The organism is Pseudomonas sp. VMV1 (assembly GCF_056790235.1).
Genome location: NZ_JBXGSE010000005.1, coordinates 27,804 through 40,769, shown reverse-complemented (window position 1 = coordinate 40,769; position 12,966 = coordinate 27,804). Strand labels below are relative to the sequence as shown.

Below are 12,966 nucleotides of genomic sequence, written 5' to 3'. Positions count from 1 at the left end.
CAGCCTCAACGGTTGTTGGGCTGGTGCATCGAAATCAGGCGGTAGAACAGCACCCGCCCGCCTTCGTTGGCGGGCCCCTCCCCATCGCGCAAGCGGGCGCCTGCCTTGAAATACAGGTGGTGGTCGCTCCAGGCGCCATCCAGTTGCAGACCCAGGTCTCCCGTGCGGGAACCCGCGCCGTGGGCGCGCACGGTGAGTACACCGGTGCGCGCCAGCTTGATGTCGTAGCTGAAACGACTGTTGAGTGGCAGGCGTTCCAGCAGAATGACCTCCTTGGGACTGTCGCTGGGGCTCTCCCTTAGCCGGGCGATCAGCTGGCCTTGCGTCGTCTGACCCCGATCCTCTTCGGTCGAGCGCTCCACCTGGTAGACCAGTTGCAACAGCGGTTCGGGTGCGGCGGGCACCCGGGCCTGGTCCTCGATCTCGCTGATGACGACCTCTGGACGCGACGGCACCTGCTGTACGGCGACTTCCGCCTGCAACAGCGCATCGGCATCGCGGTACTTCCACGCATAGGTGCTGCCATCCGGTCGCGTCTCGCGCAATTCGGTGGCGGGATAGTCATCGAAGGGTTGCGGGGTGCCCGTCACCGGCACCCAGAACAGCAAGGTGCCGCCCTGGCCCCGCATGAGATAGGGACTGCGAAAACCGCTGCTGTTGAGTTCGGCGGTCTGTACCTGAGCCACAGGCATGGGTACCGGTACCGTCAGATTCCATTCGGCGAGATCGATCATGGGCTTCTCGGTTGCCAGATGCCTGACAAGCATCACCCAGACAGGTGATGCTTGTCAGCCAGAGCGCCCGCGGAAGGCGCTCCGGATCAACCTTGCGGCTTGAACACCAGCAGGCCGAGGGGCGGCAGGTTCAGGTTGAGGGACGCCGGTTGGCCGTGGGCCGCGACCTCCTCCGCCGTCACGCCGCCGCCATTGCCCAGGTTGGAGCCGCCGTAGCGCTCGGCATCGCTGTTGAAGATCTCCTGCCAGTGACCCAGCGCAGGCACGCCCACGCGATAGTCGTTGCGCGGTACCGGGGTGAAGTTGGCGATCACCAGGAGGGGCCGCTGCTGGGCATCCCGCCGCAGCCAGGCGAAGACGCTGTTGCCGTTATCATCGCCCACCACCCAGTCGAAGCCCTCGGGCAGGTGGTCGCGCTCGTGCAACGCCGGCTCGTGACGATAGAGATGGTTGAGATCGGCGAGCAACTGCTGCACACCGCGATGGGTGCCATGCTCCAGCAGGAACCAGTCCAGCTCGCGGTCGTGGCTCCATTCGCGCCACTGGCCGAACTCACAGCCCATGAACAGCAGCTTCTTGCCCGGGTGAGTCCACATGAAGCTCAGGTAATTGCGCAGATTGGCGAATTTCTGCCAGACGTCACCTGGCATCTTCTCGATCATCGAGCCCTTGCCGTGTACCACCTCGTCATGAGAGATGGGCAGCACGAAACGCTCCGACCAGGCGTACACCAGGCCAAAGGTCATCTGGTGATGATGGTACTGGCGATAGACCGGGTCCTCTTCCACATAGTGGAGGGTGTCGTTCATCCAGCCCATGTTCCATTTGAAGTCGAACCCCAGGCCACCTTCGCTCACCGGCGCGCTGACGCCCGGCCAGGAGGTGGATTCCTCGGCGATCACCAGGGCACCCGGCGCTTCTTCATGGACCACCTCGTTGAGATGACGCAGGAAGGCGATGGTCTCCAGGTTCTCGCGGCCGCCGTGAATGTTGGGGATCCACTCGCCCTGCTTGCGCGAATAATCGCGGTAGAGCATGGAGGCCACGGCGTCGACCCGCAGGCCGTCGATGTGGAAATGCTTCAGCCAGTGCATGGCCGAGGCCAGCATGAAGCCATGCACCTCATGGCGCCCCAGGTTGTAGATGTAGGTGTTCCAATCCTGGTGGAAGCCCTCGTAGGGGTGTTCGTACTCGTACAACGCGGTGCCGTCGAAGCGGGCCAGGCCGTGTTCGTCGGTGGGGAAATGCGCCGGTACCCAGTCGAGGATGACACCGATGTCCGCCTGGTGGCAGGCATCGACGAAGGCGGCAAAATCAGCCGGCGAGCCGAAACGCGAGGTGGGCGCGAACTGACCCAGTGGCTGGTAACCCCAGGAGCCGCTGAAGGGGTGCTCCATGATCGGCAACAGCTCGATATGGGTGAAACCCATTTCGCGAACGTAGGGAATCAGGCGCTCGGCCAGCTCGCGCCAGTTGTACAGGCGACCTTCGTCACCGCCCTCCCGGCGCCAGGACCCAGCGTGCAATTCGTACACCGATATCGGCGCCTCCAGGCCCTGGAGTTCACGGCGCCGAGTCATCCAGTCCTGGTCGTGCCAGGTGAAGGGCTTGTTGTCGGCGACCACCGAAGCGGTACGCGGGGGCAATTCCGCCGCCAGGGCGATGGGGTCGGCCTTGAGCGGCAGCACACCGTGCTGGCCGAGGATCTCGTACTTGTAGGCCGTTCCCACCGGCAGGCGCGGCACGAACAGTTCCCAGACGCCGCTGTTGGCGCGTAGGCGCATGGGCAACCGGCGCCCGTCCCAGCTGTTGAAGTCCCCGACGACCGAGACCCGACGGGCATTGGGTGCCCAAACCGCGAAGCGTACGCCCTCCACGCCGTCGACCTGGCAGCGCTGGGCGCCGAAGGTCTCGCCAAGGTTGCGGTGACGCCCCTCGTTGAACAGATAGAGGTCGGTTTCTCCCAACAGCATCCCGAAGGAATAGGGATCCTCGGTTTCCTGCACACCGCTGGGCCAGCGGATCATCATCTTGTAGGGCGCGGCATATTCCAGCCGCGCGACGAACAAGCCGGGCACCCGTCCCGGTTGCATCTGGGCCAGCGGCCGACCGCTCACGCGATCGACCAGCTCAGCACCCAGGGCGTTGGGCAGGAAGGCGCGGACGATCACGCCCTCGCCATCGGGATGGGGACCAAGCACGGCGAAGGGATTGCCGTGCTCGCCGCGGGCCAGCGACTCGGCTTCGGCAGCCGAGAGCCGAGCGTCGTCCAGGGGAGCGACGGAGGCGGTGGTGTGATCGGTCATGCGCGGGCTCCAGACAAGAGGGTCTCGACAATGGCGACGACGCCACGTAGCGGGATGTTGATCCAGGTGGGTCGGTTGGCAGCCTCGTAGCCTATCTCGTAGACGGCCTTCTCCAGGCTGTAGAGATCCAGCGCCGCCTGTTCGCCCCGCTCGCTCCACTGGTGGCCAATGTCGGCCGCTGCGGTGCGATAGGCTTCCAGGAAGGCTGCATAGGACGAATTCCGGTAGGTTTCCGCAGCCTTGGCACGCAGACGCAGATTCTCGTCCGAGGTATCGGCACCGGCATTGCTGGACTGGGTAACCATGGCTGCGGCGTAGTCGAACGAACGCAGGACCCCGGCGACATCCTTGTGCGGACCGTACTTGCCACGCCGCTCTTCCAGCGAACGCGCCGGCTCACCTTCGAAGTCGATGAGGATGGCATCGTCCTGCGCCACCAGTACCTGACCGAGGTGCAGGTCGCCATGGACGCGGATGCGCAGGCCCCCTTCCACATCGGCCGCCAGCGCCTCGATGCGCTTGGCCAGCGCCTCGCGCTTGCCGACCAGCCCTTGCAGCAATTGCTTGCCGGTGGCATCGAGCTGATCGCCCATGCCTTGCAGGGTATCCAACGCGCCGTCCACCTGAACGCGGACGCGATGCGCCAGCTCCTTGGCCGCCTGGGCGTCCACGGTTTCCGGGGCGAAGGCCGCATCGTCAGTGGGCTGAGCGAGCACCAGGTGCATTTCACCCAGGCGCTTGCCGAGCACGCCAGCAAAGGCGGCCAGGTCGCCCATGGCGGTGAACTCGTTCTCCACGTCGGAGATGCCGCCACTGAGCAGATCACGCGTGACCCGATCCAGCCCGTCGAGGCTCCAGGTCCAAGCATCACCTTGGTTGTGGATGTGTTGCTGCACGAGCATCAGCACATGCGGCGTGCCATCGGCCGCGATGCGCTGGGCCACGGCGTGGGTGGCGGCGATATTGGCGAACCCAGCCTGGGCCAGATAGCGCCCCATTTCCACTTCCGGATGGATACCCGGCGCCACCTTGCGGATCAGCTTGAGCATCAGGTGGTCGCCGACGATCAGCGAGCTATTAGACTGCTCGACACCCAGGTGCTTGATCTCGATGTCCGGATCCAGCGCGAAGTCCTCGACCTGATCATAGACCTCGAAGCTCAGTTCACCCGCGGGCAAGGCGAGCTTGGCCCCCTTGTGGAAGGCGTCGAACACGCCATGCACGAAGCTGGTCAAGGCGAAGGCATCGGTCACCAGGCCAACGCGGCGCACGTGCCGGATGCGGGAGATGGCCAGCTGGGTCGCCAGCGGGCTGCAGTGCTGGTCCTCTTCGGCGAGGAAGCCCAGCGGCAGCGCATAACGCTCCTCGCCCTTGGCGTTGGTCACCACCACTTCGCTGAACATCACCGGCAGCTTGGGGGTATTGATCTGGGCGGCGTAGTCCAGACGCACGCCAGTGATGGCCTCGTCCTTGGAACCGAACCAGCGGCGCTTGGGCAGATAGACCGGCAGCACCTCTTCGAAGATGCGGCGCGGCTCGCCGTCGAGCAGCTCCTGCAGATTGCGCTTGATCACTACCGTCTGGTAGTCGGGCATCGGCGCCGGGGGCTCGGTGTGCCAGGAGGGCATTTGTTCGTTGCCGGCCAGGTAGAACCAGTAGAAGCCATAGGGCGGTAGGGTCAGCATGTAGGGCAGCTGGCCGATAGGCGGGAAGGCACTGCCGCCGATCATCTCCACTGGTACCTGACCGGCGAAGTTGGACAGGTCCAGCTCTACCGCCTGGGCAGCGCGGGAGACGTTGGCCACGCAGAGGATGGTCTCGTGCTCGCCCTGGGCGTTGGTGAAGTCGCGCAGGTAGGCCAGGATGCGTCTGTTGGTGGGCGACAGCATCTTCAGGGTGCCACGACCAAAGGCCTTCTGCTGCTTGCGCACGGCCAGCATGCGCCGCGTCCAGTTGAGCAGCGAATGGGGATCGCGGGACTGGGCCTCGACGTTGATCGCCTGATAGCCGTAGAGCGGGTCCATGATCGACGGCAGCACCAGGCTGGCTGGGTCGGCGCGGGAGAAGCCGCCGTTGCGGTCGACCGACCACTGCATCGGGGTACGGACGCCATCGCGATCGCCCAGGTGGATGTTGTCACCCATGCCGATTTCGTCGCCGTAGTACATCGTCGGGGTACCGGGCATCGACAGCAACAGGCTGTTGAGCAGCTCGATACGGCGACGGTCACGTTCCAGCAGCGGCGCCAGACGCCGACGGATGCCGAGGTTGATACGCGCGCGGCGATCCGAGGCGTAGTAGTTCCAGAGGTAGTCCCGCTCGCGATCGGTCACCATCTCCAGAGTCAGTTCGTCGTGGTTGCGCAGGAAGATCGACCACTGGCAGTTGGCCGGAATCTCCGGGGTCTGGCGCAGAATGTCGGTGATGGGGAAGCGGTCTTCCTGGGCGATGGCCATGTACATACGTGGCATCAGCGGGAAGTGGAAGGCCATGTGGCATTCGTCGCCATCACCGAAGTACAGCTGGGTGTCTTCCGGCCACTGGTTGGCCTCGGCCAGCAGCATGCGGTCCGGATAGTTGGCGTCGATCTCGGCGCGAATCTCCTTGAGCACCACATGGGTCTCGGGAAGGTTCTCGTTGTTGGTACCGTCGCGCTCCACCAGATAGGGAATCGCGTCCAGGCGCAGACCGTCGACGCCCAGGTCCAGCCAGTACCTCATGATCGAGATGACCGCCTTCATGACCTGGGGATTGTCGAAGTTCAGGTCCGGCTGGTGGGAATAGAAGCGGTGCCAGAAGTACTGGCCAGCGACCGGGTCCCAGGTCCAGTTGGACTTCTCGGTGTCGAGGAAGATGATGCGGGTGCCGTCGTACTTCTGGTCGTCATCGGACCAGACGTAGAAGTTGCGCGCCGCCGAACCCTTCTTGGCACGCCGTGCCCGCTGGAACCAGGGGTGCTGGTCGGAGGTGTGGTTGATGACCAACTCGGTGATCACCCGCAGGCCACGGGCATGGGCCTCGGCGATGAATCGCTTGGCATCGGCCATGGTGCCGTAGTCGGGGTGAATACCGCGGTATTCGGCGATGTCGTAGCCATCGTCACGACGTGGCGACGGATAGAACGGCAACAGCCAGATGGTGTTGACGCCCAGGCTGGCAATGTAGTCGAGCTTGTCGATCAGGCCCGGGAAGTCACCGATGCCATCGTTGTTGGAGTCGAAGAACGACTTCACATGCACCTGGTAGATGATCGCGTCCTTGTACCACAGCGGATCATCGATGAAGGCGGCAGGTTTGCGGGAACGAGCTTTATTAGGTTTTGCCATGTCGTCAGGTCCTTAACAGGGCGTCTGAATCAGATGCGTGCACCGGTCGTCCATGCCGCCCGGCGATGGGGACGGGCCGGACCAGGCAAGCCGGGATATTCCCTGGCTGCCTGGCCGACCCGCCTGAGAGGTCGCTAGTGGCCCGCCTGGATGCGCCAGATGCCGAAGGGCATCGACGGTTCCAGGCGCGTCCATTGGGTCTTGCCGTGCCAGGCCCAGCGATGCCCGGTCATCAGGTCCTCGCCGTAGGTGGTGGCGTTATCGTCCAGGCCGAGCTCCCACAACGGCAGTTCGAAGTGACCTTCCTGCGCGTTGAAGGGATCCAGGTTGATGGCCACCAGGATGAAGTTGCCCAGGTCATCGGTGCGCTTGCCGAAGTAGAGGATCTGGTCGTTCCAGCAGGTGTAGACCTTCAACCCCAGGTGGGTTTGCAATGCGGGGTTCTGCCGGCGGATCCGGTTGAGCTGGGCGATCTCGCCCATGATGTTGCCAGGCGCATAGAAGTCGCGCGGGCGCAGCTCGTATTTCTCCGAGTCCAGGTATTCCTCCTTGCCCGGGGTGAGGGGCGCGCCCTCGCAGAGTTCGAAGCCGGCATACATCCCCCACAGACCGGAACCCATGGTGGCCAGAGCCGCGCGGATCAGGAAGCCGGGACGGCCGCTGTTCTGCAGGAAGACCGGATTGATGTCCGGCGTGTTGACGAAGAAATTCGGCCGATAGCAGTCACGCAGCGGTGCTTCATTGAGTTCGGTGAGGTACTCGGTCAGCTCGGCCTTGGTGTTGCGCCAGGTGAAGTAGGTATAGCTCTGGCTGTACCCGACCTTGCCCAGGCGCGCCATCATGGCCGGCTTGGTGAAGGCCTCGGCGAGGAACATCACATCGGCGTCGCGACCACGGATATCGGCGATCAGCCATTCCCAGAACGGCAGTGGCTTGGTATGGGGGTTGTCGACGCGGAAGATCTTCACACCCTGCTCCACCCAGTGCCAAACCACATCGCGCAGCGCCAGCCACAGATCCGGCACGGCATCCTTGGCATAAAAGTCGACGTTGACGATGTCCTGGTACTTCTTCGGTGGGTTTTCCGCATAGCGCATGGACCCGTCGGGACGCCAGGAGAACCAGCCCGGATGCTCCTGCAGCCAGGGGTGATCGGGCGAACACTGGATGGCGAAGTCCAGTGCGATCTCCAGGCCATGGTCGGCCGCCGCGGCCACCAGGGCACGGAAGTCTTCAAGGTTACCCAACTCCGGATGCACCGCATCGTGACCGCCATCCGGGCTGCCTATGGCATAGGGGCTGCCCGGCTGATCGGCACCGGCGCCCAGGGTGTTGTTCTTACCCTTGCGGTGCGCCAGGCCGATCGGATGGATCGGTGGGAAATACAGCACATCGAAACCCATGTCGCGCACGCGCGGCAATTCGCCGATCACGTTGCGGAAGGTGCCGTGACGCTGGGGATCGTCGGTGATGGAACGCGGAAAGAGTTCGTACCAGCTGGCGAACTCGGCACGAACCCGCTCGATGTCCAGCGGATATTCGATGCTGTGGGTCAGATGGACATAGGCATCCACCGGCGTCATCGCCTGGCTCGCCTCGCCCGCCAGCAGCACGGCGACCTTGTCACCTTCGCTACCGGCCTGATCCAGCCGCTGCAGCAGGGCCTCCAGGGGACCACGCTGCTCGCCTTCGGCGCGGGACAGCGCCTGCTCCACATGGATACGGCCCTCCTGCAACTCCAGGTTCAGCCCGACGCCCGCGGCGTACTTCTTTTCGATCTCGTAGCGATAAGTACCCCAGACGTCCCACCAGGCCTGGACAACGAATTCATAGCGACCCACCGCTGGCGGCGTGAAGCGGCCCCGCCACAGGTCGTTGGTTTCCAGGGTCAACGGAGCCTGCTGCCAGTTCTCCTCGCCCTCCTGCCGCCAGAGCACGGTGGCGGCCAGCTTGTCGTGGCCGTCGGCGAAGATCTTGGCGGTCACCTCAATGACCCGGCCGGCGATACCCTTGGCGGGAAACTGGCCATTGTCGACGGTCGGCGTTACCGACTCGATGGCAATGCGTGGGGTCTGGGCAGCCGTGGCGGGATCGAGGGAAAGCGTGGAAAAAGAACCGGGGAGATCGGTGTTCGACATCGAGCCTGACTCCATCTAGAGACGCGTGAAAGGCCGCAACGCCCAAGCGATGCGACCTAGGTCATGAACCCGCTACTGCTCGGCTTACCGCCAAAGAGGCCCGGCTGGCCGACCCCCTGGGACAGGGGGTCGATAGTCCACAGCGATGCCTCGAAAGGCACCACTCCTGACAGCCGCGGCCCTACTGCTACCGGAATCGCTCACGCGGGTATGTCTGAAAGAGTCTGAGCGCCGGCAACGCGCAAAAGTTCAGCCGAACAGCGATGACTGAGACTTTCGAAAAATGCTAATAAAACCTTCTTATTCAATAGGTTGAACAAGAAATCTAAAGTCTTTTATAGCCTATAGCGCGAACGCTTCGGTATCGACTACAGCGCATCGAAGCGTCGCGCCTGAACACCCGAGCAATGGCCCTACAGATGAGTATCCACCTAAACTAAGTAGCCTAAGTCATTGAAATCAATGAAAAGGCGTATAGGGCAAGTCGCGCTTGTGTGCGCTACGGCGGTAGGTGTTGAGGATGATCTCCAGGGTCGCCGGACTCACTGCCTTGCCTTCGAGGAAATCGTCGATTTCCGCATAGGTGATGCCAAAGGCATCTTCGTCGGCCTTGCCTGGCGACAGGGATTCCAGATCAGCGGTGGGTACCTTGTGCACCAGATCGTCAGGCGCGCCCAGCCACTCGGCCACGGCCCGTACCCGCCGCTTGTTGAGGCCGTGCAAGGGGGTGAGGTCACAGGCGCCATCACCGAACTTGGTATAGAAACCCATCAGGGCCTCAGCCGCATGGTCGGTCCCTATCACTAGGCCCCGGCGCGCCCCGGCGACGGCGTACTGGGCGATCATGCGCTGACGCGCCTTGATGTTTCCCAAGGTGAAGTCTTCATGGAGCTCGTCATTGAAGGCCACCTTGGCTTCTCGGACCGAGGCGAGCATGGCGTCGCTGGCGGGCTTTATGTTGACGGTATGGGTCTCATCGGGCTGGATGAATGCAAGCGCGCGCTGGGCATCTTCCTCATCGCGCTGGACTCCATAGGGCAGGCGCATGGCGATGAATCTCAGGCGCGCGTTGCCGCTCTCTTCTCGCGCCCGCTCCACGGCCAATTGGGCCAGACGACCAGCGGTGGAGGAATCCACGCCGCCGCTGATGCCCAGTACATAGCTTTCCTGTTGGCTGTTCAGCAGGTAATCCTTGAGAAACTGGATGCGACGCTCCACTTCCTCGGCCGGATCGAAATGCTCCGGGACCTGCAAGGCTTGGATGATGTCGCGCTGAAGGGCTTCGGTCATCGGGCGTTCTCCTTGGATTCGCGTTCAAGACGTTGATGATAGGGCACCACGGCATCAAGACTATGACGAGCGGCGGCCAGCTGTACCGCCTCCCGATCGCCTGGGAAAAGCCGCGTTTCGGAATAGAGCACGATGTCTTCGTTCACCCGGTAACCCCAGGCGAAACAGACGGTTCCCTGGGCGATGCCGTCGGCACCCCCTGGGCCGGCCAGACCGGTATTGGCGATGGCTATCTGGGCTGGGCTGTCGCGCAGCGCGCCCTCGGCCATCTCGCGCGCGACCTCTTCACTGGTGAGGTTGTAGCGTTCGATGGTCTCGGGCTTGACACCCAACAGCCGTTGTTTGGCTTCGGGCGAGTAGACGACGTAGCCGGACTCGATGCAGCTCCCACTACCTGGGATTTCCGACAATAGTCCGACCACCTTGCCGGCGGTGCAGGATTCCGCCGTGGTGAGCTGCAGCTCGTGATCCTTGAGATAGTCCAGCATGGACTCGATGGTGTTCATGATCGTCTTGCTCCAAATAGCGTTCTCCTGCGTTGGAAGAACAGCGATTCGGGGAAGTTCGGGGCTGACCGGGGCCAGTTTTTCCAGATCGGCAGGGGTGTCGATGTCGCAGTGGATGCCGGGATCCATGACCTCCCGCTCTAGCACCTGGCCTTGGCGCAGGAGCCGTTTCGCTCCTTCGTCACCCTGGAGCTCGCTTAGCCCAGCGGCAAAATTCCGACCAAAGAGCACCGGATGACCGCGCCGCCCCTGATTCCGGGGCACGACGATACGCCCGGGCTCGTGCAGTTCCAGCAGCTGGCGAGCCGTCGATGGCTGGACGAAGGGCATATCACCGAGTGCGACCAACCAGCCTGTTGCCGTTGGGGTCGCCTGTACCGCGGCGGCCAGGCTGTCACCCATGCCGGTGGTGGGCAGGCTCAAGACCTGCAGTCCTTCCTGGAGCGCCAGCTCCGCGCGCCAGGGGGCGCTATCCGAGACCACGGCCAGGCACGGCAGACCCAGGCCCCTCCAGAGGCGAAAGGTCGTTTGCAATACGCTCAGTTGAGACGCGCCAGGCAGCATCGCCTGCAACTTGTCGCCGCCGCCTGCCGCGCGAAAACGACTGCCGACACCAGCCGCCAGGATTAGCACCTGTACCGATGCCATCCCTAGGCGACCTGCTCCACCGCCACCAGCGCGCGCTTCTTCTGGGTCAGGGCGATGCCATTCTTGACCGCCACGATCTCCGCCAGCAGCGACAGGGCGATTTCGGGCGGTGTATGGCTGCCGATGTGCAGGCCGATGGGGCCATGCAGCCGATTGATGGCGGCCACCGGTACGTCCAGTTGCAGCAGACGATCGCGGCGTTTGTCGTTGTTGCGCAGCGAGCCCAGCGCCCCCACGTAGAAGGCATCGGATTGCAGCGCGGTCAGCAGTGCCAGGTCATCCAGCCGAGGGTCATGGGTCAGGGCCACTATCGCGGTGCGCTCGTCTGGCCGGATCGACAGCACGGCGTCGTCTGGCATGCCGGAGATGAAGCGCGCCTGGCGCGTCTCCCACCCCTGGCGGAACTCCTCGCGGGGATCGCAAACCAGCACCTCGAAATCGAGCATGGCGGCCATGTCGGCGACATAGAGCGACAGCTGACCGGCACCGATGAGCAACAGCCGCCAGCGCGGTCCGTGCACCAGGCGCAGCAGCTGCTCGTCCAGGGAAACCGGCTCATCGCACTCGGCGCTGGAAATACGCACTTCGCCAGTCGCCAGGTCCAGTTCGCGCAACGCCAGTTGGTGATGCTCGCACCGCTCCAGCAGCTGCGCCACCCAGTCGGCATCCGCGACTCGCTCCTGCACCAGGCGCAGGGTGCCGCCACAGGGCAATCCAAAACGCGCGGCTTCGTCGCCCGAAACACCATAGGTGATCACTTCGGGACGGTCGCCAGCGAACTGGCCCGCATGTAGCCGGGCGATGAGATCGTCTTCGATGCAACCGCCGGAGACCGAGCCGCAGACCTGACCATCGTCACGCAGCGCCAGCATGGCGCCCGGCGGGCGTGGCGAACTGCCCCAGGTCTGGACCACGGTGAACAGGCTCACGCCATGACCCTCCCGTCGCCAGGCCAGGGTCTTGCGCAATACCTCTTGATCGACACTGTCCACGCCCTGCTCCTCTCTACCCTGCGCCTGTGACGGCGAAATCGTCGTTCCGGGGGTAGAACCCAACGACGGAGCGGGGTTCCCCAGCGGCGGAACCCCCGGGATCACCGGCCTATCCATAAGGGATACCCCCTTATGGAGAATGCTCATGCCACGCTCGATCTGGAAAGGCGCCGTCAGCTTCGGCCTGGTGCACATCCCCGTATCGGTCGTTTCGGCGACCCGGCAGTCGGGCATCGATTTCGATTGGCTGGACGAGCGCAGTCTCGACCCGGTGGGCTACAAGCGCATCAACAAGACCACCGGCAAGGAGGTGCCCAGCGAGCACATCGTCAAGGGGGTCGAACATGGCAAGGGCAAGTACGTGGTGCTCAGCGAGGACGAAATCCACAATGCCCTCCCCGAGGCCACGCGCACCATCGACATCCTCACCTTCGTCGAAGCCCGGGAGATCTCCATCCTGCACTTCGAGAAGCCCTACTACCTGGCGCCGGACAAGAATGGCGAGAAGGTCTATGCCTTGCTCAGGGATACCCTGAGCGCCGCTGGCAAGGTCGGGGTGGCCAACCTGGTGATGCACTCCAAGCAGCACCTGGCGGTGATCATGCCCCTGGGCAACGCTCTGGTGCTCAACACCCTGCGCTGGGCCGACGAGGTTCGATCCGCCGAAGACGTGGGGCTCGAAGGCCTGGACGCCAAGGTCACCAAGAAGGAGGTGGACATGGCCCAGCGCCTGGTGGCCGACATGACCGAGCAATGGGACCCGGACCAGTACCATGACACCTTCAAGGACAACGTCATGGCCCTGGTCGAGCGTAAGCTCAAGGACGGCAAGCTCGAAGCCGTCGCTGCGGAACCCGAGGCCGATGACAGCGGCGCCGATGTCATCGATCTGACCGAACTGCTGCGCCGCAGCCTGGGTGGCAAGAAGGACAAGACCAAGGATGCGCCCAAGCCCAAGAGCGCGGGTCGCTCGACTAGCCGACGTAGCCCGGCTGCCAGCCGTACGCGCAAGGCCAAGTGAGGAAC

At 63.6% G+C, this 12,966-nt stretch carries 8 protein-coding genes and 1 pseudogene; 1 reads left to right on the top strand and 8 read right to left on the bottom strand.

All coding sequences use genetic code 11. From position 1 onward, the window contains the following. Positions 1–5: 5 nt before the first annotated feature. The 8 genes and pseudogenes from ACUCV0_RS16420 to ACUCV0_RS16385 all read right to left on the bottom strand — a co-directional run bounded on the left by ACUCV0_RS16420 (position 6) and on the right by ACUCV0_RS16385 (position 11,940). Positions 6–734 (bottom strand): polysaccharide lyase family 7 protein, encoded by a 729-nt coding sequence (locus ACUCV0_RS16420; protein WP_482213155.1) that lies wholly within the window; start codon positions 732–734, stop codon positions 6–8. 86 nt (positions 735–820) lie between these two features. Then, a complete protein-coding gene (gene glgB, locus ACUCV0_RS16415; RefSeq protein ID WP_482213154.1) occupies positions 821–3,040 on the bottom strand; it encodes a 1,4-alpha-glucan branching protein GlgB in 2,220 nt (739 codons plus the stop codon). Then, positions 3,037–6,366 carry a maltose alpha-D-glucosyltransferase gene (gene treS, locus ACUCV0_RS16410; RefSeq protein WP_482213153.1) on the bottom strand — a complete coding sequence of 1,110 codons (3,330 nt, stop codon included), beginning with the start codon at positions 6,364–6,366 and terminating at the stop codon, positions 3,037–3,039. The genes glgB and treS overlap by 4 nt, the downstream gene beginning before the upstream one ends. A 134-nt stretch (positions 6,367–6,500) precedes the next feature. After that, positions 6,501–8,504 carry an alpha-1,4-glucan--maltose-1-phosphate maltosyltransferase gene (locus ACUCV0_RS16405; RefSeq protein ID WP_313647576.1) on the bottom strand — a complete coding sequence of 668 codons (2,004 nt, stop codon included), beginning with the start codon at positions 8,502–8,504 and terminating at the stop codon, positions 6,501–6,503. Positions 8,505–8,963: 459 nt separating this feature from the next. Continuing rightward, positions 8,964–9,794 carry an NAD(+) synthase gene (gene nadE / locus ACUCV0_RS16400; RefSeq protein ID WP_482213152.1) on the bottom strand — a complete coding sequence of 277 codons (831 nt, stop codon included), beginning with the start codon at positions 9,792–9,794 and terminating at the stop codon, positions 8,964–8,966. After that, complete coding sequence (locus ACUCV0_RS16395) at positions 9,791–10,300, bottom strand: CinA family protein (protein WP_059316868.1); 510 nt, start codon at positions 10,298–10,300, stop codon at positions 9,791–9,793. The genes nadE and ACUCV0_RS16395 overlap by 4 nt, the downstream gene beginning before the upstream one ends. 210 nt (positions 10,301–10,510) lie before the next feature. After that, positions 10,511–10,948, bottom strand: a pseudogene (locus ACUCV0_RS16390) (nucleotidyltransferase family protein); the annotation flags it as partial. Positions 10,949–10,950: 2 nt separating this feature from the next. After that, entirely contained in the window at positions 10,951–11,940 is a 990-nt protein-coding gene (locus tag ACUCV0_RS16385) for an XdhC family protein (protein WP_434776481.1), read from the bottom strand. 145 nt (positions 11,941–12,085) lie between these two features. On the opposite strand from ACUCV0_RS16385, the gene ku reads away from it, so the two are divergent. Next, entirely contained in the window at positions 12,086–12,961 is an 876-nt protein-coding gene (gene ku / locus ACUCV0_RS16380; protein ID WP_482213151.1) for a non-homologous end joining protein Ku, read from the top strand. The last annotated feature ends 5 nt before the right edge of the window (positions 12,962–12,966 follow it).